This window comes from Plantactinospora sonchi (genome assembly GCF_036422035.1).
GTDB lineage: Bacteria > Actinomycetota > Actinomycetes > Mycobacteriales > Micromonosporaceae > Plantactinospora > Plantactinospora sonchi.
Window position 1 is genome coordinate 159,880 of sequence record NZ_JAZGQK010000016.1, and the last position, 20,632, is coordinate 180,511.

The 20,632-nt window shown below is 71.0% G+C and carries 20 protein-coding genes; 13 read left to right on the forward strand and 7 right to left on the reverse strand.

Translation table 11 applies throughout. The features are described from left to right. The first annotated feature begins 95 nt into the window (after window positions 1-95). Window positions 96-3,455 carry an error-prone DNA polymerase gene (locus V1633_RS19205; RefSeq protein WP_331215729.1) on the forward strand — a complete coding sequence of 1,120 codons (3,360 nt, stop codon included), beginning with the start codon at window positions 96-98 and terminating at the stop codon, window positions 3,453-3,455. Between the two features lie 54 nt (window positions 3,456-3,509). Here the strand turns inward: V1633_RS19205 and V1633_RS19210 are convergent, their stop codons facing one another. The 5 genes from V1633_RS19210 to V1633_RS19230 are packed head-to-tail and all read right to left on the reverse strand — an operon-like array spanning window position 3,510 to window position 7,648. Beyond that, on the reverse strand, window positions 3,510-4,130 hold the full coding sequence (locus V1633_RS19210) for a hypothetical protein (RefSeq protein ID WP_331215730.1): 621 nt from the start codon (window positions 4,128-4,130) through the stop codon (window positions 3,510-3,512). Further along, window positions 4,127-5,464, reverse strand: a complete 1,338-nt coding sequence (locus V1633_RS19215) for a hypothetical protein (protein ID WP_331215911.1) — start codon at window positions 5,462-5,464, stop codon at window positions 4,127-4,129. The genes V1633_RS19210 and V1633_RS19215 overlap by 4 nt, the downstream gene beginning before the upstream one ends. 32 nt (window positions 5,465-5,496) lie before the next feature. Continuing rightward, on the reverse strand, window positions 5,497-6,273 hold the full coding sequence (locus V1633_RS19220; RefSeq protein WP_331215731.1) for an ATP-binding cassette domain-containing protein: 777 nt from the start codon (window positions 6,271-6,273) through the stop codon (window positions 5,497-5,499). After that, the gene (locus V1633_RS19225; protein ID WP_331215732.1) at window positions 6,270-7,085 is read right to left on the reverse strand and encodes an anti-sigma factor family protein; all 816 of its coding nucleotides are present in this window, start codon (window positions 7,083-7,085) and stop codon (window positions 6,270-6,272) included. Before V1633_RS19225 ends, V1633_RS19220 begins: the two co-directional genes overlap by 4 nt. Before the next feature lie 5 nt (window positions 7,086-7,090). Further along, window positions 7,091-7,648 carry an RNA polymerase sigma factor gene (locus V1633_RS19230; RefSeq protein WP_407952056.1) on the reverse strand — a complete coding sequence of 186 codons (558 nt, stop codon included), beginning with the start codon at window positions 7,646-7,648 and terminating at the stop codon, window positions 7,091-7,093. A 135-nt stretch (window positions 7,649-7,783) separates the two neighbouring features. Here V1633_RS19230 and V1633_RS19235 point away from each other — a divergent pair, with 135 nt between their 5' ends. From V1633_RS19235 to V1633_RS19275, 9 genes are all read left to right on the forward strand, one after another. After that, a complete protein-coding gene (locus V1633_RS19235) occupies window positions 7,784-8,536 on the forward strand; it encodes a methyltransferase domain-containing protein (RefSeq protein ID WP_331215912.1) in 753 nt (250 codons plus the stop codon). Further along, window positions 8,533-10,047, forward strand: a complete 1,515-nt coding sequence (locus V1633_RS19240; protein WP_331215734.1) for an alkaline phosphatase family protein — start codon at window positions 8,533-8,535, stop codon at window positions 10,045-10,047. The genes V1633_RS19235 and V1633_RS19240 overlap by 4 nt, the downstream gene beginning before the upstream one ends. A 401-nt stretch (window positions 10,048-10,448) precedes the next feature. Further along, window positions 10,449-10,625, forward strand: a complete 177-nt coding sequence (locus V1633_RS19245; protein WP_331215735.1) for a M20/M25/M40 family metallo-hydrolase — start codon at window positions 10,449-10,451, stop codon at window positions 10,623-10,625. A gap of 526 nt (window positions 10,626-11,151) precedes the next feature. Then, a complete protein-coding gene (locus tag V1633_RS19250) occupies window positions 11,152-11,790 on the forward strand; it encodes a hypothetical protein (RefSeq protein ID WP_331215736.1) in 639 nt (212 codons plus the stop codon). A gap of 26 nt (window positions 11,791-11,816) precedes the next feature. Continuing rightward, window positions 11,817-13,211, forward strand: coding sequence for a hypothetical protein (locus tag V1633_RS19255; RefSeq protein ID WP_331215737.1), 1,395 nt, complete (start codon window positions 11,817-11,819; stop codon window positions 13,209-13,211). 177 nt (window positions 13,212-13,388) lie between these two features. Continuing rightward, on the forward strand, window positions 13,389-13,886 hold the full coding sequence (locus tag V1633_RS19260) for a hypothetical protein (RefSeq protein ID WP_331215738.1): 498 nt from the start codon (window positions 13,389-13,391) through the stop codon (window positions 13,884-13,886). Between the two features lie 21 nt (window positions 13,887-13,907). Next, window positions 13,908-15,017, forward strand: a complete 1,110-nt coding sequence (locus V1633_RS19265) for a hypothetical protein (protein WP_331215739.1) — start codon at window positions 13,908-13,910, stop codon at window positions 15,015-15,017. Between the two features lie 179 nt (window positions 15,018-15,196). Then, window positions 15,197-15,748, forward strand: a complete 552-nt coding sequence (locus V1633_RS19270; protein ID WP_331215740.1) for a hypothetical protein — start codon at window positions 15,197-15,199, stop codon at window positions 15,746-15,748. A gap of 6 nt (window positions 15,749-15,754) precedes the next feature. Further along, window positions 15,755-16,147 carry a RidA family protein gene (locus V1633_RS19275; protein WP_331215741.1) on the forward strand — a complete coding sequence of 131 codons (393 nt, stop codon included), beginning with the start codon at window positions 15,755-15,757 and terminating at the stop codon, window positions 16,145-16,147. On the opposite strand, the gene V1633_RS19280 is transcribed toward V1633_RS19275, so the two are convergent. Further along, window positions 16,141-16,371: a hypothetical protein gene (locus V1633_RS19280; RefSeq protein WP_331215742.1), complete on the reverse strand. Its 231-nt coding sequence runs from the start codon at window positions 16,369-16,371 to the stop codon at window positions 16,141-16,143. The two genes, V1633_RS19275 and V1633_RS19280, sit on opposite strands and share 7 nt — an antisense overlap. A 182-nt stretch (window positions 16,372-16,553) precedes the next feature. Continuing rightward, window positions 16,554-17,054: a MarR family winged helix-turn-helix transcriptional regulator gene (locus V1633_RS19285; protein ID WP_331215743.1), complete on the reverse strand. Its 501-nt coding sequence runs from the start codon at window positions 17,052-17,054 to the stop codon at window positions 16,554-16,556. A 66-nt stretch (window positions 17,055-17,120) separates the two neighbouring features. Between V1633_RS19285 and V1633_RS19290 the strand changes: the two genes are divergently transcribed. The 3 genes from V1633_RS19290 (at window position 17,121) to V1633_RS19300 (ending at window position 20,146) form a co-directional block, all read left to right on the forward strand. Beyond that, window positions 17,121-18,317: an amidohydrolase family protein gene (locus V1633_RS19290; RefSeq protein WP_331215744.1), complete on the forward strand. Its 1,197-nt coding sequence runs from the start codon at window positions 17,121-17,123 to the stop codon at window positions 18,315-18,317. 70 nt (window positions 18,318-18,387) lie between these two features. After that, window positions 18,388-19,623 carry a DNA polymerase IV gene (locus V1633_RS19295; protein ID WP_331215745.1) on the forward strand — a complete coding sequence of 412 codons (1,236 nt, stop codon included), beginning with the start codon at window positions 18,388-18,390 and terminating at the stop codon, window positions 19,621-19,623. Window positions 19,624-19,762: 139 nt separating this feature from the next. After that, window positions 19,763-20,146 (forward strand): DUF3040 domain-containing protein, encoded by a 384-nt coding sequence (locus V1633_RS19300; RefSeq protein ID WP_331215746.1) that lies wholly within the window; start codon window positions 19,763-19,765, stop codon window positions 20,144-20,146. Window positions 20,147-20,632: the final 486 nt, after the last annotated feature.

Genomic DNA, 20,632 nt, shown 5'->3' on the forward strand with positions numbered 1-20,632 from the left:
CTGTGCGGAAATTCGATGAGCGAGCGTCAGCGAGCGATGTGGTGGTTCAGGGCGGTGGAGCCTCGTCGGGTCACCGAGCGCAGCGAGGGGGGCCGATGAGCTTCCACAACCCGGACATGCCCTGGTCGGAGCTGGAGCGGGTGCTCTCCGGCCGACCCGCCGGACGCGGCGGCCACCTGCGGGTGGTGGATCCGCTCGCGGTCGACGAGGCCGACGGCGGCGACTCGCCGGCCTGGACCCGGCACCGACCCGGGTACGTCCCGTCGGCTCCCGCGGAGCCGGTCGAGGGCGCGGTGCCGTACGCCGAACTGCACGCGCACACCAACTTCAGCTTCCTCGACGGGGCCAGCCATCCGGAGGAACTGGCCGAGGAGGCGACCCGGCTCGGGCTGACCGCGCTGGCGGTGACCGACCACGACGGCTTCTACGGGGTGGTCAGGTTCGCCGAGGCGGCCCGGGCACTGCGGCTGCCCACCATCTTCGGCGCGGAACTCTCCCTCGGGTTGCCCGGACCACAGAACGGGGAACCGGATCCGCTCGGCCGACACCTGCTGGTCCTCGCCCACGGCCCCGAGGGGTACGCCCGACTGGGCCGGACCATCGCCCGGGCCCAGCTGCGGGGCGGGGAGAAGGGCCGCCCGGTCTACGGCGAGCTGGAGGAGGTCGCCGAGGAGTTGCGCGACCACGTACTCGTGCTCACCGGCTGCCGCAAGGGTCACGTGCCGGCGGCGCTGCTCACCGACGGGGTCGGAGCGGCCGCCCGGGAGCTGGACCGGCTGACCGCGCTGTTCGGCGCGGAGACGGTGGCGGTCGAGCTGACCGACCACGGCGACCCGACCGACGGCGACCGCAACGACGCGCTCGCCGAACTGGCCGCCGCCGCCGGACTGCCGACCGTGGCCGCCAACAACGTGCACTACGCCACCCCGTCCCGCCGCCGGCTGGCCACCGCGCTCGCGGCGGTACGCGCCCGGCGCAGCCTGGACGAGATCGACGGCTGGCTGCCCGCCGCCGGTACCGCGCACCTGCGCGGCGGGGCCGAGATGGCGGCCCGGTTCGCCGCCTACCCCGGTGCGGTGGCCCGGGCCGCCGAGTTCGGCGCCGAGCTGGCCTTCGACCTCAACCTGGTCGCCCCACGCCTGCCGGACTACCCGGTGCCGCCCGGACACACCGAGATGAGCTGGCTGCGCAAGCTGACCATGGACGGCGCATTGGAGCGGTACGGCCCGCCCGAGGCGCACCCGGAGGCGTACCGGCAGCTCGAACACGAGCTGAGGATGATCGAGGAGCTGGGTTTTCCCGGCTACTTCCTGGTGGTCTACGACATCGTCACGTTCTGCCGCAGAAGCGACATCTACTGCCAGGGCCGGGGCTCGGCGGCGAACTCGGCGGTCTGCTACGCGCTGCGGATCACCAACGTGGACGCGGTCCGGCACCAACTGCTCTTCGAGCGTTTCCTCGCCCCGGAACGGGACGGGCCGCCCGACATCGACGTCGACATCGAGTCCGACCGCCGGGAGGAGGTGATCCAGCACGTCTACGCCAAGTACGGCCGCGAGCACACCGCCCAGGTCGCCAACGTCATCTCGTACCGGCCCCGGTCGGCGGTGCGGGACATTGCCAAGGCGTTCGGTTTCTCACCCGGACAGCAGGACGCCTGGAGCAAACAGATCGACCGCTGGGGTTCGGTGGCGGCGGTCGAGGTGGAGGACATCCCCGAGCACGTCGTCGCGTACGCCAACGAACTCCAGACGTTTCCCCGGCACCTGGGCATCCACTCCGGTGGGATGGTGATCTGCGACCGACCGGTGATCGAGGTGTGCCCGGTGGAGTGGGGGCGGATGCCGGGCCGCAGCGTGCTCCAGTGGGACAAGGACGACTGTGCCAGTGTCGGCCTGGTCAAGTTCGACCTGCTCGGCCTCGGCATGCTGTCGGCGCTGCACTACGCGTACGACATGATCGGGTCCAGCCTCGACCTGAGCGCGATGTCGCTGGACGATCCCGAGGTCTACGAGATGCTCTGCCGGGCCGACTCGGTCGGGGTGTTCCAGGTGGAGAGCCGGGCCCAGATGGCGACCCTGCCCCGGCTGAAGCCGCGCGAGTTCTACGACCTGGTGGTCGAGGTGGCGCTGATCCGGCCCGGCCCGATCCAGGGCGGCTCGGTGCACCCGTACATCCGGCGCAAGAACGGGCTGGAGGAGGTCACCTACCCGCATCCGCTGATGCGCAACGCGTTGGAGAAGACCCTCGGGGTGCCGCTGTTCCAGGAACAGCTGATGCAGCTCGCGATCGACCTGGCCGGCTTCGACGCCGGTGGCGCCGACGAGCTGCGCCGGGCGATGGGCGCGAAACGCTCGGCCGAGCGGATGGCCGGCATCCGGGACCGGCTCTACGCCGGGATGGCGCAGCGGGGCATCACCGGCGAGGTCGCCGACGACGTGTACCTCAAGCTCTCCGCCTTCGCCAGCTACGGCTTCCCGGAGAGCCACGCGATGAGTTTCGCCTACCTGGTCTACGCCAGCTCCTGGCTGAAGCGCTACCACCCGGCGGCGTTCCTCGCCGCGCTGCTCAACGCCCAGCCGATGGGCTTCTACTCGCCGCAGACCCTGGTCGACGACGCCCGACGGCACGGCGTCGAGGTACGCCGTCCGGACATCAACGCCAGCGACGCCAGGGCGAAGCTGGAGTCCACCCCGCAGACCCGGTGGGGAAGCGCGCCGGGTGAACCGCCGCACCGGTGGGGGCTGGGCGGTCCGGCGGTCCGGCTCGGGCTGTCCGGGGTGCGTACCCTCGGCGACGACCTCGCGGAGAAGATCGAGGCCGAGCGGACGGCGCACGGGCCGTACCAGGACATGCCGGACCTGGCCCGCCGGGTCGGGCTGACCGCCGCCCACCTGGAGGCGTTGGCCACCGCGGACGCGTTCGCCTGTTTCGGGCTGTCCCGGCGGGCGGCGCTCTGGGCGGCCGGCGCGGCGGCGCAGGCCCGACCGGACCGGCTGCCCGGCACCGTCACCGGGGCGCAGGCGCCGACCCTGCCCGGGATGGAGGCGGTCGACCGACTGGTCGCCGACGTCTGGGCGACCGGGCTCTCCCCGGAGAGCCATCCGGCCCAGTTCCTCCGGAAGCAGCTCGACGCCCTCGACGCGGTGCCGATCGCGAAGCTGACCCAGGTGGAGCCGGGCCGCCGGATCCGGGTCGGCGGCATCGTCACCCACCGGCAACGTCCGGCGACCGCCGGCGGGGTCACCTTCCTCAACCTGGAGGACGAGACCGGCATGCTCAACGTTGCCTGCTCACCCGGGCTGTGGCAGCGCTACCGCAAGGTCGCCCGCAACAGCGCCGCGTTGGTCGTCCGCGGCCGGTTGGAACGCCACGACGGAGTGACCAACCTGACCGCCGACCGGCTCGACCCGATCACCCCACCGGTCACCCCCACCTCCCGCGACTTCCGGTAAGGAAGGCCCCTTCTTATCGTTTTTGGTAGAGGAAGGGGCCCTTCCTAACCACTGTCATCGGGCGGGCCCCGAGGTGGCGCGGGCGCCCCGGCACAGGTAGGCGGTGGTGCCGAGGAGGAAGAGCCCGACCGCGACCAGCCACGACGCCTCCACCGTGGAGGGTTGCGTCGGCCAGGCCCACACTCCGGCGGCGCCGCCGATCTGCCGGGGTGCGGCGGCGTAGACGGCACAGACGTACCCGAACGCGGCGACCCAGGCCAACCGGGCGCCGAGCAGCACCGCAGTCCCGGCGATCAGGCCGACACAGCCGAGGGTGTTGCGCAGCAGGGCGTACGCGCCGAAGATCTCGGGCGCGCGCAGCCCGGTCAGCGCCAGCGTGCCGCCGAGCAGCGTGGTGCCGAACAGCACGTGTCCGAGCCGCCACCGGGGCCAGGGCAGCGGCGTGCCACGTTCCAGTTCCTCGTCGGCGCCGCCCAGGGTCGGGCCGAGCAGCATCGCGCCGAGCAGCGGGGCGAGCGCGACGACCGGGATCCGGGCGGCCGGGCCGGAGAAGTACGGCCGGCTGGTGATCCAGGTCGCGGCGAGCCAACCCAGCACCGCGACGACCACGACCCCGACCAGGAACGTCGTACCACCCCGGGACCAGAGGTGCAGTCGGAGCAGCCGACCGCTCACGACAGCTCCTCCCCGAGCGCGATCAGGCGGGGCTGGTCGCAGTGGCCGGCAGCCGCCAGGTACGCCCCGAACCAGGCCCGCTGTCGGTCCATCGGAAGCGCGCGGAGTCGGGCCAGCGACCCGGCCTGAATGTCGTCGGGAAGCGGAGCGGCGCCCTCGGGCGGCGCTTCCGCGCCGAACAGCCAGTCGTCCGCCACGCCCAACGCGCGATAGATCCGCTGGTCGGGATCGCCCTGTCGGTAGTCGCAGTGCGGGTAGACGAGCTGGGAGAACTGGCTGCGGAGCCACTCGGGTTTCGCCAGACCGGTCCCGAACGCGGTCGGCTGGCCGTCCAGGCTCAGCCAGAGCGTCCCGTCGCGTAGCCAGCGCGGCTCGTCGGCCGGGTCGACCACCCGGCCGGGCACGGCGTCGGCCGGCTGGGTGAACTCGTCGGCGGCCCGGGCCGGCGCGCCGGGGATCCCGGTCAGCCGGAGCAGCACCGGCTGGGCGATCAGCGCCACCTCGTCGAGGAGGAACGCGTTCATCCGGGCCACGCAGACCTCCGGTCCGGTGGTGGTGCAGACCGGCTCGGCCGCACCCGGCTCGACCGGAAGCCGATGGCGCCCCGGACCGGTGCCGAGCGGCACCGCCACCGCGACCGCGAGTACGCCGCAGACCAGCGCCGCCGTGCGCATCCGGGCGGCGAGGGCGAGCAGTGTCCCGGTCAGCGCCACGAACCAGGCCGCCTGGAGCAGGTGCAGGCCCTCCGGCAGACGCAACCCGGCGAGAAGGTTGTCGTGCAGCGGGGAGAGCCAGCCCCACCCGGAGCCTTCCAGATAGCCGGGAATGGCGAGTCCGACATAGGTGAGGAGCCCGGCGATCGGGGCGGCCACCCGCAGCGTCACCGTCCGCCCGGTCAGCACGCCGAGCGCGGTGGCGGCCCAGAGCGCGAGAACACCCACGACGATCGTCCACCACCAGTCGGCGCCGACGTACGTGGCGACCCGGCCGACCAGCACCGCCGCGCAGGCGAAGGCGAGGAGCAACCCGGCGGTGCCGGCGAGTGAAACCGCCAGCCAGGCCGCCACCAGCGGTTGCCACGCGGGCCGGGGGGTCGAGGCGAGCACCTCGCCCATCCGACGGCGCCGGTCCCGACCGGCCTGCCAGGCCCCGGCGGCCACCATCAGGGCGCAGAAAACCAGCGTCGACACCCGCAGGTAACTGGCGAGGCCGCTCCACCGGCCGCCCCAGTCCTCCGGATGCGCGGCCAGAACCCAGACACCGACGCCGAACATCGTCAGGGCGGCCGCCGGCGCCGTACCCCGGCGCAGCTCGACCCGGAGCGGCCCGGTCACCGCCGCACGGGTCGCCCGCCTCACCGGACGGCTCATCGGGGCACCGCCCGGGCGCCGCGCAGCACCGACGTGTAGCCGCGCTCGATCGGCGAGTCGCCGCTGCCGCCGTCGGTGCCAGCCGCGACCAGCTCCTCCGTCGTACCGGTGAAGGCGAGCCGGCCGCCGTCGAGCAGGCTCACCCGGGTGCAGGCGGTGCCCACGTCCTCGACCAGGTGGGTGCTGACCAGTACGCACGCGTCGACACCCAGCTCCCGCAGCAGGGCCCGGAACTCGACCCGCTGCTCCGGGTCGAGGCCGGCCGTCGGCTCGTCGAGCAGCAGCAACCGCGGGTCGTTGACGATCGCCTGGGCGATCCCGGCCCGGCGCAGCATGCCGCCGGAGAGGTGTTTCATCCGGTCGTCGGCCCGGTCCAGCAGGCCGACCCGCTCCAGCGCCCGGTCGACCGCCAACGGCACCTCGGCCCGGGGCAGCTCCCGCAGCCAGGCGAAGTACTCGACGAACTCCCGCACCGTGAACCGGGGGTAGAAACCGAAGTCCTGCGGCAGGTAGCCCAACCGGCGCCGGATCCGCCGCAACGCGGCCCGGTCGGTGACGTCCTCGTTGAGCAGTCGTACCTGGCCCTGCTCGGGGCGGGCGACGGTGGCCAGCACCCGCATCAGGGTGGTCTTGCCGGCGCCGTTCGGCCCGAGCAGTCCGTGCACGCCGGGGGCCAGCTCCAGGTCCAGGCCGTCGAGGACGACCCGGCGGCCGTACCCGACGCGCAGCCCGGCCACGCTGACCGCGAGTCCGATGTCTGTTCCGACCGTCATCCGGTCACCTCTCCACTCATCCGATTCCGGGGCGGCCGGGCCCCGACCACCATCAGCAGCACGGCCGCCGCCGTGCCGGCCAGCCACCCCGGTACGGCCGCCGGGGCGACCAGCCAGGGGCCGACCGGCGCCAGCACGAGCACCGCCCAGCCGACCGCCACCGCCACCGCGGCCCGGTACGGCTCGACCACCGCACCGAGCCCGAGGGTCAACGCGGTCAACGTCAGGCAGGGCAGCAGCCACAGACCGGGTACGCCGATCCCGGCGACCGCCCCGGCGACCAGGCTCACCGGTACGGCGACCGCCAGCACCGACAGGGTTCGCCACAGCACGATCCGCAGTCCGGCGTACGGCGTACTGGCGACCAGTTCGTGCAGCGGATCGGTGCGCGGCCCGTACGACGACGCGACGCCGAGCACCGGTAGCACCGGCGCGATCAGCAGCAGTACCCACGGCCGGATCGACAGCGCGCCGAACTCGACCGCCGCGACCAGGCCCAGGGTGACCGCGACCGAGCCGAGCCAGCCGGCCCGGGCGGCCGGGCCGGCGCCGAGCAGCACCGTGTTCCGCCGCCACCGGCTCCCGGGGCGGATCCGTCCCCGCACCGACGGCCGGGGGAGCGGCGGTGCGGTCTCCAGCCGGTCCCGCAGCGCGGCACCGACCTCGGCGACGAGCCGCCCGGTCGCCTCGTCCAGCGGCAGCCGCTCCCGGCAGGACGGACAGCGGTCCAGATGGGCCTCGACCGACCACGCGTCGACGTCGGCGAGTCGGTCCTCGGCGTACGCGCGGAGGACCACGTCGTCCAGATGCATGCCCTTCACGACAGGGCCGCCCGCAGCTCACGCCGGGCCCGCATGGCCCGGGTCTTGACGGTGCCCTCCGGCACCCCGAGCAGTATCGCGGCCTCCCGGACGGTCAGGCCGTCCAACACGGTCGCCTGCAGCACCGCCCGCAGTTCCGGCGAGAGCCGGCGCAGCGCCTGCTCCAACTCCCCGTCGTACGCCCTCCGCATGGCCTCCTCCTCCGCCGACGGTGACCGGACGAGTTCCGCCCACGGTGACCGGGCCGAGCCGAACTCGTCGGTGCCCGCCGCGGTCCGCGGCCGGGCCAGTGCCCGACGGCTGGCGTCGATCAGGCGCCGGGCGGCGATGGTCCACACCCAGCCCACGACCTCGCCGTGTCCCCGGTAGCCGTCCGCCGCCCGCCAGACCGCGAGGAAGGTCTCCTGGAGCAGGTCGGCGACGAGTTCCGGGTCCCGACACCGGCGGTGCAGCCGCAGGGTCAGCCAGGGCGCGTGCCGGGCGTAGAAGACCTCGAACGCCCGCCGGTCACCTGAACCGACGCGGCGTAGCAGCTCCTCGTCGCCAAGTTCCATCACGTGAAGGTAGGACGCAGCCGCCGCCGGAACGGTTCTCCGGCCCGCGCGCGTTCCGGTGACGGTAGGCGATGCCGGTGCCGCCGGGTGGCTTAGGCTCGTCGGGTGGAGCGAACTCAGAACCGGTCGGGCGACCTGACGACCGGTCGACCGCCCTCGGGCGGCGGACCGCAGGCCACCCCTCGTACCGCTCTGGTCTGGGCGGTGCTGCGCCGCGAACTCGACCAGCAGGCCGACCGCCAGCTCAGGGTGCTCGACGTCGGCGGGGGCACCGGCGGGTTCGCGGTGCCGTTGGCCGAGGCCGGCCACCGGGTGACGGTGGTCGACGCCAGCCCGGACGCGCTCGCCGCGTTGACCCGACGGGCCGCCGAGGCCGGGGTGGGCGACCGGATCTCGGCCGTGCAGGGCGACGGGGACGCGCTCGCCGACCTGGTCGAGCCGGCCAGCGTCGACCTGGTGCTGTGCCACGCCGTACTGGAGGTGGTCGACGACCCGGCCCGGGTGGTCGCCGCGATCGTCACCGCGCTGCGTCCGGGCGGCGCGGCCAGCCTGCTGGTCGCCAGCCGGGCCGCCGCCGTGCTCAGCCGGGTCACCAACGGACACCTCGACGTCGCTGCCGCGCTGCTCGCCGACCCGGACGGCCGCTCCGGAGCGCGGGACACCCTGCGTCGACGCTACGACGCGGAGAGCGCCGGCGCGCTGCTCCGGGACGCCGGGCTCACCGTGGAGCAGACCCACGGGGTACGGGTCTTCGCCGACCTCGTCCCGCCGGTGGCCGCCGAGACCGATCCACAGACCCTGCTCGATCTGGAACTGGCCGCCGCCGCGCGACCGCCGTACCGGGACGTCGCCGCCCAGCTGCACCTCTTCGCCCGCCGGCCGGCATGACCGAGCCGCTCGGCGGCGCCGACCCGTCCGCTGTGATCCATCCGCACTACCACGGCGGTAGCCTGGCCGACGTGCTGCCGAGTGGACTGGCGGTGCTCGGGGTGCCGTCCGCTGCCCGCCCGGGGCGCGGTGGGCCCGTCGGCCCCGTCGACCCGCTGGGACTGACCGGTCCGCTGGCCGGGGTACGCCGGATCGCCGTCCTGCTGCTCGACGGGCTCGGCTGGTACCAGCTCCCGGTCGCCGCGCCGTACGCGCCGACCCTGGCCGACCTGGCGTACCGGTTCGGCCGGCCGCTGACCTCGGGCTTCCCCTCCACCACTCCGACCAGCCTGGTGACTCTGGGCACCGGGGCGGCACCCGGAGCACACGGAGTGCTGGGTTTCCGGGTTAACGTGCCGGGGACCGACCGGGTGCTCACCCACATCGACTGGCCGAGGTCGCCGGTCGCCAGCCCGGGCTTTCCCGGCGGTGGTCCGGCCTCGCCGGTCGGCGGGCATCGGCCCGGCGGATCCTGGCCGCCGACGGGTACCGAGGAGCAGCCGAGGTCGACCGCCGGAGAGCGACCCGGAGCGCCGGCCGGTACGCCGTCCGCCGTCAGGTCGTCGCCGGAGGCGGGATCCGGTACGCCGTCGAACGGTGACCGACCGGACGGCGTCGGTGACTCCGCTGGTGCTGATGATGGTGGTGTCGTCGGCGCTGGAGCCGGTGCTGGTGCCGGTGGCGGGTCGACCGGGGACGACGAGCCCGATCCGCGCCGCTGGCAGCCGCTGCCGACCCAGTTCGAACGGGCCGAGGCGGCCGGCGTGGCGGTGACCGTGGTCAGCCGTCCCGAGCTGGCCCGGACCGGGCTCAGCCTGTCGGCGTACCGGGCCGGGGCGCACCGGGGCGCGGCCGACGTCGACACGCTGGCCACCGAGATGCTCGCCGCGTTGACCGCCGGCTCCGGGCCAACCCTGGTCTACGGCTACCACCCGGACGTGGACCGGTACGGGCACCGTGACGGGATCGGCTCGCCCGAATGGCGGAACGCGGTCGCGTTGGTGGACCGGCTGCTCGACCGCCTGGTGGACGGGCTGCCGTCGGACGCCGCCCTGCTGGTCACCGCCGACCACGGACAGCTCAACGTGCCGGCGGAGGGGCGGCTCGACCTGGACACCGATCCGCGACTGCGGGCCGGGGTCCGGGTGCTGGCCGGCGAGGCCCGGGTACGTTACCTGCACACCGAGCCCGGTGCGCGCGACGACGTACGGGCCACCTGGTCGGAACTGCTCGGGCCGGACGCCTGGGTGGTGACCCGGGACGAGGCGGTCGAGGCCGGCTGGTTCGGGCCGGTGCCGGAGACACACCTGCCCCGGATCGGTGACCTGGTCGCCGCCTGCCTGGGTACGAACGTGGTGGTCGCCTCGACGGAGAACCCGATCGAGGCGGGGCTGGTGGCGTACCACGGCTCGTGCACCGCCACCGAGATGACGATCCCGCTGCTGACGGTCCGCTCGCCGCACCACGGTTGAGCCGGTCGGCGTGCTGGGAGCCGGGCTGGTGTCGTCCCGCGCGGCGTACGCTGGCAACACCGAGTCGATCGGTGAGGAAGCGGTGGACGCGGTGGCGCCCGGGCTGGACCGTGACCTGATCGAGTTGCGCGGTGACCTCTACTGGCATCCGGAGGCTCCAGGCCAGGAGCGGCGAACCGCCGAGGTGGTCGCCAAGCGATTCCACGCGGCCGGCCTTACCGGTTACCACAGGGTCGGCGGTCACGGGATCGTGAGTGTCCTACCGGCGCGCAGCGCGGCCGGACGGTCGCCTGCCGGTCGGACATGGATGCGGTACCGCTGGGCGACCAGATGGGGTGTGGCCCGCAACCAGCCCACCTGTGTGGGCACGCCCTGCATACGACGGTGGGGGCGTCGCCGAGGTGCTGGCACGCCTGCGTAACCGCCTTGCCGGCACGGTGGTGCTCGTCTTCCAACCCACCGAGGAGACGCTCACTGGTGCCGCCGCGATGCTCGACGACGGCGTGTTCGCGCGCGTCCGTTCGGCGGAGATTCATGCCATGCACTGCGGTCCCTTCCCGGCGGCCAGTTCGTGGTGACGCCCGGGTCGGCGTTCCCGGCCGGGACTGCGGCATCATCACGCTGATAGGGACCGACGCGCCAGCGCGGGCCCGACGTCTCGCCGCCGAGATCGGCGCGCTCGGCACCGTGTCCCGCCCCCAAACCCCGAGGACCTCAAACAGCTCATCGCCGACATCCAGATCCCGGACGGACCACCGGCCGAGTTCGTCTTTCTAGGACTGGAGCGGGAGTTGATCCAGGAAACTGGCGCGGAGCTCTGGCCTGGAAATCGTGGCGGGAGAACCGATCCTGATCGAGACAGAAGATGACGGCTACTTCGCCCGATCCATCGTGTTCGGCCTAGACAAACTGGACGGAACCGATCAGTTGACCACGGTGGCCCGACTGTCCGTCGGAACGGTACGTACGTCTGAAAAATATTCATAAACCTGGCGTCCTGGCACCATTGATCAATTGGCAGACATCGTGTCGCCGTAGTGGACCCTCGTGTTGGAGATCCAAATTGGTGAAGTAGCCTTCTGCTTCCGACTGAAGGAGACTCGGATGCCGCAGGCCAAGCAGCCCGACGAACCCATGCCGAAGAAGAAGCCGACCAAGGACAAGGGTGGGCGTGGAATTTCCATCAAGAACAGCACTGTGACGGTCGGGGATCGCAACAGCGCCGGGAACAAAACTCTCCCGCCCGCTACGTCGTCCACTCCCGACAAACTGAGCGGTCACCAGAAGATCCTTCTTGTGGCCACCGTCGTGGCGGCGGTAGCAACAGTCGTGGGAGTCTCTTACAACCTCACAGGGGCGGATGGTCCAACAGACGGAAACCCTCCGCCGTCCCAGAGCCCGACAACCGTGCGTGCCGCGCCGCTGGACGTGTCGGTGATCGGGAAAGTTGCGAACACCTTCGAGGTGCCCCTACAGAAGCCCGTCGGAGTCCGCGCCTACAGGGATCCCGGGCCGGGAGGCAGCGGCACGCAGGTGGCTCAGTATCCGGAAGGCGAAACCCTTTCGATCGCCTGCCGACACAAGGGTGGGCGGAGAATCGACGACCATCCGTGGCGAGACCGCCCTCTCTCGACGACGACCTGGTATCGACTGAGCGGACTTGAAGCACGGTACGTGCCGGATATGTACGTGATGCTGACCGACGACGGACACACCCCGGCGAGAGATTTGCCGGACTGCTGACGACTCTGCATTCCAGGAGTGTCTTCATGGGCGAACCCGCACGCCTTGACAAGCCCTTTGAGTGGATCTTTCGACACCGCACGCTCGTTGTCCTGGTGGGGAGCCTCACGCCTAAGCTGGTCGAGCAGTATCGTCCAGCGGCGACCTCTGTCGTGCTGTCCAGCGAGGGGTACGTCCTGTCGGACGACGGCTGGGCGCACTTACGGAAGTGTCCGGCGGTTGACAGTCGGACGGAGGGCGAGGGTGCATGTTTCTCCATGCAACGACTCAACAATCGCGAAAAGTTGACCGTCTGGTGCTGGATAAACATCAACATGGAGAAGACCGATGTCGGAAATTACCCATCAACCGTATGGTTCTTCGTCACCAATGACGTAACAAATGCAAGCGGCTACGTCCACTCCTCCCTGGTTCATCTGCTGCGGGACGTGCCGGAGTGTGCCGGCGAGCCCGAGGATCCGCGAGGCCCCGCTCCCGCCACTCTTCCCGGTGTGACTGCGCCCCCAGCGATGGTCAACTCCTATGTCGACCTTCAGGATGGCGGACCTGTGGGCGACGGCCAGAACGGGTTCGAAATTCGCCTGCTCAACTTCACGTCCAACGGTGAGGTGCCCGTGACCTGTTTCTTGGACGATCAGGTGATCGGTACGCTAGTGCTGCACACCGACGCCGACGGCCAGGCATTCTCCCGTGACCAGTGCACCGCTCCGGCTGAACGGCAGGTGATGGTACAGGCCGCAGAGGTACGGTCGAGCTACCAGCTACTTTCGGCGTTACCCCAGCAGGTCCGCTCGGTGACGTTGACCCGGGGCCGCCCGGCCGAAGCAGGCTACTACTACGCGATCGCCATCAAAGGCTTTCCTCCGGCCAGCGAGGTTGACGGGGACTGCCACGACACGGTGAGCCCGGACGGGTTTCGGCGGTTCACGATCCGGACGGACAGCAAAGGACAGGGCTCGGCGGACGCGGTCTGTCGATCTGGCGATGGGCCCGAACATTGGGTCACCGTTTCGGGGATGAAGTCGAACATCGTTACGTGGTATCCACCTACGAGGCAGGCAACGCCCCGGACCCCGCCGGCGGGAGACCCTCCAACTAAGGTGGCGACACCCGATACGAAGGAACCCCCGGTAGAGGCTCCTCCTCCACCGAGGCCAACGGCAACTAATCTGGTAGTCGTCCTGCACGGCGGCGGGCACGTAGGCGTCGCCTTTGACGTCGGATGGCAAGAGGGGCGTGATCCTGTGACCTGCCACGTCTACATCGACGGCCGAGATGTCGATCCCGTACAGTGCGGAACTCGCTCTTCGAAACAGTTCTACGGCCTGTCCCCAGGGCCCCACCGCTTTTATGCGGTGGTCACCGACCGTTACGGAATTAGCAGCGACCCGACTCCTGAGGTGATTAGGACCGTCACCTGAACCAGAAGGCATCCGGGCAAGTGGGCCGGGACACGCTGCCGTCCCACCGGTAGGACCAGCGGTCCTGATCGGAGGACGGGTACCGGGAGGACGCGATGTTGACTCTGGGGTCACGGAGCACTCGCGCTGCGTGGTATAACCTGCGAGTCAATTTCACCTGTACGCGGAGGTAGCGGGATGGTGGACGCGACCGAACCGGGCTGGCGGCCCGAGTATCACGGCGACGATGCCCGCGTCGGCGATGTCGGGTCGGGCAGAGAACTTGGCGCGCACCTCTACTACCTCTACAGGGCCGGTCGCAACGAGCTGCCCCGGATCGCCAGAACCTACGCCGACGCGACCAGACTGGTGCACCGGACGGCCGCGGCGATGGAGGGGCAGTTCGATCTGCCCGAGCAGGGGATCGGCCCGGCCCAGCAGCGTCTGCTCGAGTTGCGTGCCGAGGTGCAGAACGTGCTGCGGATGACCTCGCTGCGGATGTCGGAAGTCGGTGCCGCGCTGGTTACCATTGCCGACCGGTACGCAGCAACCGACGAAGCGGCGGCCAAGGAGTTCAGCCGTCTCCTGGGCGACAACGCGTCGGACTACCAGCAGCCCGCCCTCGCCCCGCCCGATCCTCCGGCACCGGGGGATCCGCCGCTGGTGAATCGCATCCCCCGCAACGTTGTTGACTGACCTGGCCGGACGGGAGACGCCATGGTCGACGCTTCGAACTCCTTCGACTACCGCGAGATGCACCAGTACCTCAACGAGATCGAAACCTACCTGGCGGAGCTGCACTACATCGATCAGGTGTTCGCGTACATGGACGGTGTCGAGTCCAGTTCGTGGGAGGTAGCCGCCGAAATCGCCAGTGCCGGTTTTGCTTCCGGTAGCTGGTTCACCGTGGACTTCGCCGGGACGGTTTCGTTCAGCCGTACCTGGCGGGTGCCGCCGCCGTTCCCTCCACGGCTGATCTGGCAGGATTCGGTGGAGGAGGAACTCCGGAAGCAGATGGAGGAGTATCAGGCGAACGCCTCGGGGTGGGCCTCGGACAACATGGCCTCGATCCGGTCGGCGATCAAGCCGATGGCTCATCCCGTCCAGTCCGTCTACCTCAACGATCTGATCCAACCGGTGCGGGACGCCCTGGCCCGGTTGGAAGACTCTGTGGACGACGACTTCGGCGACCTGCGGCACAGTCTCGGCAACTGGTCCGGTGACGCAGCCGAGGACCTCGCCACCAACTTCTACAATCCGTTCGAGCACACCCTGGCCAGCCACCACCGGATGCTCGCCGCGCTCGTCACCGGCCTGGAGGGCGCATACGCGATCGTCGGCCTCACCCAGCAGAGCCTGATGAACGTGCTGAAGGCCACCCGTGACGCGCTCCTGGCACAGTTGGGTCGCCGCGCCCAGCAGGCCGCCGCGCAGCAGCAGGAGCACGGCAACAAGCACACTCTGATCATCAGTAGCATGCTCATCCCCATGCTCAAGGTGCAGGAGCTTTGGGACAAGGGCCTTGACCTGGTCAGCGCCGGCACCGCTGCGGTGGTCGCCGCATCCTCGGAGGCCATGGATGAACATGCCCTGACCGGAGACACCGCCGAAAAGCTACTGCACGCCCTGACCGATGCCATCGCGCTCATCGAGCGGAACTCGAGCAGGCAGTACGACAGCCTTGACGGCGAGGTGAAGGCCGTCCTCGCTCGGATGGACCTGATCCATGACGCCTCGGACGGCAGGGACGGACGTTTGGTGCCCCCGCAGCCCCGGCTGCTCGACGGCACGGAAAGCAACAATTTCTATCTGCCGATGGCCCGATGAACGGAGTTGTCGGTATGAACGTGCACTGCCGAAGTCGCTGGCCGGTCGGTCGACCCTGGGCTGTGGTCGTCGCCGCTGCCGCCCTGGTGGCTGGAGGTTGTGACTCCCGGCCGGAGCCGATCGAGACTCCCGAGCCACGCGTGACATACGGGGAGGCGAGTTCGGACATGTGTGAACGGATGGCGATCGCGGAAGTCGCCGCACGGTCCGGCCTGAAACTCAGAGGCTCGTACGACCCGACCGTGCAATTCGACACGCGCCGTGAAGACGTCTACCTGAGCTGCGGCGTCAGATCCTACGACGACAACGATCGCTTCCGTACCGGGCTGGGCGAATTCGACCCGGCGGGCACCGTCAGTCTGCAGACGTACCCGACCCACGGGGATGCCGAGCGCGGCCATGAGTCGAAGGTCTTCTCGCTGAGAACCAGGGAAAGGGCCGGCCAGCCGGGCGCGTCGTCGCGGGTGGTCAGTGGTTGGTGGGACGAAGGGGTTTATGTCCAGTTGCTGGTTCCACTGGACCCGAAAGAGTACCCGCGCATCAAAGACCTCGACGCCACTGCGGTAGAGGTGGTCTACGAGCTGCGCCACGGGAACCTGCTCGTCACCACGGACCTGGCAGCCCGGGCGCCAACCCCGCAGATCGACCAGGTCCTCGCCTTCCTTCGTGACTTCGCCGAAGCCATCACCAAGGAGGCGGTGTCCCACCTCTCCCGGACGGGGCCGGACTGATCCCTGATGAGAAAATTCCGCAACCCTCCGCCGGAGCTGGTTCACCCGCCGATCGCCGGTTTCCATCACCAGGCCGAAGTTGGCGCGATGCGTTGGTTGGTGCTCTCGGGCCAGTTCGGGATCCGACCTGACGGACACGTGCCGGAAGACCAGATCGAACAACTGGCGATCGCGCTCGAAAACGTCCGCCAGAACCTGTTCTCCGCTGACCTGCAGGTCAAGGATGTAGTAAAGCTGACCATCTACCTTGTCGGTGATGTCGACATGGATCGGCTGCGTGTCGAGCTCGCCAGCTGGCTCGGCAAGCATGAACCGACCCTGACCATCCTGTTCGTCGCCGGGCTCGTCGGTCCCAGCTTCCGGGTACAGGTAGACGCCTTGGCCGCTGCTTACTACTGAGTTGGCTCCATGGCTCGGTACCTCGCCAGCGGCGCGGCGTCGAAGAGCAGCAGCGGCAGCCGGCGGTCCGGCAGGGCGAGCAGCTCCGGCCGCAGCTGCCGCCATGTCCGGCCGGTGAACTCGGCGAGCTTCAACGCGTTCCGGGGATTGGGGTCGGCCACGTCGGCGGCGAGCACCGTCTCCCAGACCGGCAGCTCGCCGGAAGCCATCTCGTGCAGGGGCACCGCGACCGTGTGCCGCTCGGCGTGCTCGTCGTGGACCGGACGGGCCGGGGTGCTGAGGAACGGGTCGAGATAACGGGGGTGCCCGCCTTGATCTCACCGGCACGTGGCGGTCGGTAGCTGTCGGCAGTGGGTTGGCATGGGTCGGCTGTTGGCGTGTCCCGGCCGGCGGCCGCCGACCCGGTCTAGGTGGCCGTGTCGCCGAGCGCGACAAGCACGTCCCGGAGGGCGTCGACGGCGGCGCGGGTGGTCTGCGGTGCCACGTCGCGTAGGGCGGCGGCCTGCGCGACGGTGGCGGCGCGTACCGCCTCCTCGGCCATCCGCACCCCGCTCGCCGAGAGCCGTACCCAGGAACTCCGCGCGTCGGACGGGTCGGGGTCGCGTTCGACCAGGTCTGCGGCGGCGAGCCGGCGCAGCACGTTGCTGGTGCCGCCGGAGGTGAGTACGAGCCGCTGCGTCAGCACCGACGGGCGCAGCCGGTACGGCTGTCCGGACGCCCGGAGTACGGCGAGGATGTCGTACTCCGCCTTGGTCAGGCCCAGTCGTGCCAACGTCGCCTCGACGGGGGCGTTGAGCAGGGCGGCCAGCCGTGCGGCCCGTTTGCTCAGCTCCAGTTCAACGCCGACCACGCCGGGCAGTTCCCTGCCCCACGCGTCGGCGATCTCGTCAACGGTGTCCCTGGCCACCAGCACATCCTACTTGCGTCGAGAAAGCTTTTCAGATAGCTTTTGCAAAAGCTTTCGGGAGGACGAATGAACCTGCTGATCAGGGGTGCTCATCTGGCGTCGGGAGACCGCGCCGACATCCTCATCGACAACGGCGAGATCATCGCCGTCGGCTCCGTCCCGGTCGCGGAGCCGGCCGAGGTGATCGACGCCGACGGGCTCGTGGTCGTGCCCGGCTTCGTCGACGGGCACCGCCACGTGTGGCAGGCGCCGCTGCGCGGGATCGGCCCGGACATGACCCTGCCCGAGTACCTGACCGCCGTGCTCGGCCGGGCGCTGGGCGGATACGGGCCCAGCGAGGCGCACCAGGCCACACTGCTCGGTGCCGCCGAGGCCCTCAACGCCGGCATCACCACCGTCTTCGACTGGAGCAACGCGACCCGTACCCCGGAGCACACCGACGCGGTGCTGGACGCCTACACCAGGGCCGGCATCCGGGCCGTCGTGGCGCACGGCAACCCCGACGACGAGCGGGACGTACGACGGGTGGCGGCCCTGCGCGGCCGGGTCACCGGCGGGCTGGCGATCCTCGGCACCGACTACGGCCCCTGGGACGAGGCCGTACGGCAGATGGAACTCGGCCGCCGGCTCGGCCTCGTCGTCTCCATGCACGCCAGCGGCGGCCACAACTCGCCGCTGCGCCGGATGGACGAGGCCGGCCTGCTCGGCCCGCACCTTCAACTCGTCCACGTCAACAACATGACCGACGACGACGCCAAGCTGCTGGCCGACAACGGCGTCGGCGTCATCGTGACCCCGGTCGTCGAGGCCACGATGGGCCACGGGGCCTCCTGCTTCAGCCGGTTCGCCGACGCGGGCGGCCGGGCCGGCCTCGGCACCGACGTCGTTGTCAACGCCCCGGCCGACCTGTTCGAGCCGATGCGCGACACGCTCCGATCACACCGCGCCCACACCGGCACCATGCACCCGGCCGGCGACATCCTCGCCGCTGCCACCGCCGACAGCGCGTGTGCCGTCGGCCTCGGCGATGTCGTCGGGACGGTCGCCGCAGGCAAACGCGCCGATCTCGTCCTGCTCGACGGCCTGACGCACCTGCTCGGTACCGGAGAACTCGCCGGAGCCATCGTCACCTCACTCGGCCCAGCCGACGTCCACACGGTCGTCGTGGACGGACGCGTCGTCAAACGCGACGGGCGCCTCGTCGGGCTCGACCTGGCCCAACTGCGTCGCGCGACCGCGGAAACGGCCCGCCGGGCGAGGTAGCCGGCTGGGGTGGTCGACCGGTGACCGGCACCCGCGCGGCCCTGTCACACCGGGGGTCTAACCTGCCGGTATGGGTCGCAGCCAGTCCGTGCCGCGCGGAAACGATCCGCGTTTCGGGCCGGACGCCGACGACTCCGGCTCTCCGATCCTGCACGTCGACATGGACGCGTTCTTCGTCGCGGTCGAGGTGCGGCGTCGGCCCGAACTGCGGGGCCGGCCCGTGGTGGTCGGCGGCATCGGCCCACGTGGCGTGGTCAGCTCCGCCAGCTACGAGGCCCGGGCGTACGGCGTCCGGAGCGCGATGCCGACGGCGCGGGCCCGGGCGCTCTGCCCGAAGGCGGTCTTCCTGCCCCCCGACTTCACCGCCGTCTCGGCCGCGTCCCGTGCGGTGATGGAGATCTTCCGTGACGTCACGCCCCTGGTCGAGCCGCTCTCGGTCGACGAGGCGTTCCTCGACGTGGCCGGGGCGCGGCGGCTGCTCGGCCGTCCGGCCGCGATCGCCCGGCTGATCCGGTCCCGGGTCGCCGAGCAGGAGCGGCTGACCTGCTCGGTCGGGGTGGCGCCGACCAAGTTCGTGGCCAAGCTCGGCTCCACCCGGGCCAAGCCGGACGGCCTGGTGGTGGTGCCGGCCGACCGGGTGCTGGAGTTCCTGCATCCGCTGCCGGTCGAGGCGCTGTGGGGGGTGGGGGAGCGGGCCGCGGAGACGCTGCGCCGGCTCGGCCTGGCCACGGTCGGCGCGATCGCCGAGGCGCCGATCGGGATGCTGCGGGGCAGCCTGGGCGAGGCGGCCGCGGCCCATCTGCACGAACTCTCCTGGGGGCGGGATCCCCGGCAGGTCAGCCCGGAGCACGTGGAGAAGTCGATAGGCGCCGAGGTCACCTTCGACACCGACCTGGCCGATCCGGAGACGCTCCGGCGGGCGCTGCTCGCGCTCGCCGAGAAGGTGGGCGTACGGCTGCGCCGGGCGGGGCAGGTCGGCCGGACCGTCTCGATCAAGGTCCGGTACGCCGACTTCCGTACGATCAGCCGGTCCCGGACCCTGGGCGGTCCGACCGACGTGGCCCGGGAGGTCTTCGACACCGCCTGGTCCCTGTTCGCCGCTCTCCACCCCGGTGACCGGATCCGGCTCGTCGGCGTACGGGTCGAGGGGCTCAGCGCGGCGGACCAGACGCCCCGGCAGCTCGCACTCGGCGCGCCCGAGCACGGTTGGCGGGAGGCGGAGGCCGCCGCGGACGCCGCCGCGGCCCGATTCGGGCGTTCCGTGGTCCGTCCGGCGAGCCTGCTGCGCCGCGACGACCAGGGGTAGCCGGAAAAACCGGCGAGGCCGTGGGTCGTCCCGCTTTCCGACCCGCGACCCCCCTCGTAGACTGGCGGGTAAGCAGCCGGTTGGCTGCCACGGTCTGTCGGTTCGACCGGACCGACCAACGTGACCGGGGAGGAGTGCCGTGCCGCTCTCTGAGCACGAGCAGCGGCTGTTCGAGCAGATCGAACAGTCGCTTGCCGAGGACCCAAAGTTCGCCTCGGCTGTGCGCGCCAGCGATCCGCGCTTCCACGCGCGGCGTCGCCTGCTCGTCGCGGTCAGCGGGATCATCGCTGGCCTTGCACTGGTCGTCTACGGCACGGTGAGCAAAACCCCGCTGCTCGGGGTAGCGGGCTTCGTGGTGATGCTCGGTTCGGCCGCGTTCGCGATGCTCTCGCAACGACGGGCGCAGTCGCCGGATCTGCACGTCGTGGGTGGTACCACCAGCCGTCGGCTCCGTGGACGGCGCCTGTCCCTCGTCGACCGGCTTGAGGAGAGGTGGCGTCAGCGGCCGGAAGGCCACCGCTGACCAGTTCGCCGTACGGCGGCCGGTAGGCCGCCGACGGTCGTCTCGCCGGACCTGTCCGGCGACCAGTGGCGATGCCCCACGCCCCGGGTACGAGTAAACCGCCCCGGGATCAACCGTCTCGTCGGCCGGTGCCCGCATTCCACCCCGTTTGTCGGACACTGTGCGTTCAGTCCCGAAACGCTCCAGAGCCCGGACGGGCTCCGCACGGAGATCGAGCCCGGCGGTGGGTCGGGACGGGTCGCCCGCGTCGGGATCAAGCCTGACCACCCGGACCGGGTGATCCGTCCCACCCCGACCCGACGCCGACTCCGCCCCGGGCCTGCAACCCCGGCCCGGGCCTGCAACCCCGCCCCGGACCTCCAACTCCGCCCCGGGCCTGCAACTCCGCCCCGGGCCTCAACCGGGCACCCCGGCTCACCCCACCGCACCACCCGAGGTTCCGGTGATCCGAAACGCCGGGCGGTGCCGTGGGACAGGGCGCGGAGG

Bases quoted from the DNA above. Each gene is read 5' to 3' on its own strand.
- V1633_RS19255 (WP_331215737.1), top strand. From the start codon at position 11,817: ATGGGCGAACCCGCACGCCTTGACAAGCCCTTTGAGTGGATCTTTCGA.
- V1633_RS19205 (WP_331215729.1), top strand. From the start codon at position 96: ATGAGCTTCCACAACCCGGACATGCCCTGGTCGGAGCTGGAGCGGGTG.
- V1633_RS19230 (WP_407952056.1), bottom strand. From the start codon at position 7,648: ATGGAACTTGGCGACGAGGAGCTGCTACGCCGCGTCGGTTCAGGTGAC.
- V1633_RS19260 (WP_331215738.1), top strand. From the start codon at position 13,389: ATGGTGGACGCGACCGAACCGGGCTGGCGGCCCGAGTATCACGGCGAC.
- V1633_RS19275 (WP_331215741.1), top strand. From the start codon at position 15,755: ATGAGAAAATTCCGCAACCCTCCGCCGGAGCTGGTTCACCCGCCGATC.
- V1633_RS19295 (WP_331215745.1), top strand. From the start codon at position 18,388: ATGGGTCGCAGCCAGTCCGTGCCGCGCGGAAACGATCCGCGTTTCGGG.
- V1633_RS19270 (WP_331215740.1), top strand. From the start codon at position 15,197: ATGGCGATCGCGGAAGTCGCCGCACGGTCCGGCCTGAAACTCAGAGGC.
- V1633_RS19250 (WP_331215736.1), top strand. From the start codon at position 11,152: ATGCCGCAGGCCAAGCAGCCCGACGAACCCATGCCGAAGAAGAAGCCG.
- V1633_RS19220 (WP_331215731.1), bottom strand. From the start codon at position 6,273: ATGACGGTCGGAACAGACATCGGACTCGCGGTCAGCGTGGCCGGGCTG.
- V1633_RS19265 (WP_331215739.1), top strand. From the start codon at position 13,908: ATGGTCGACGCTTCGAACTCCTTCGACTACCGCGAGATGCACCAGTAC.
- V1633_RS19240 (WP_331215734.1), top strand. From the start codon at position 8,533: ATGACCGAGCCGCTCGGCGGCGCCGACCCGTCCGCTGTGATCCATCCG.
- V1633_RS19225 (WP_331215732.1), bottom strand. From the start codon at position 7,085: ATGCATCTGGACGACGTGGTCCTCCGCGCGTACGCCGAGGACCGACTC.
- V1633_RS19290 (WP_331215744.1), top strand. From the start codon at position 17,121: ATGAACCTGCTGATCAGGGGTGCTCATCTGGCGTCGGGAGACCGCGCC.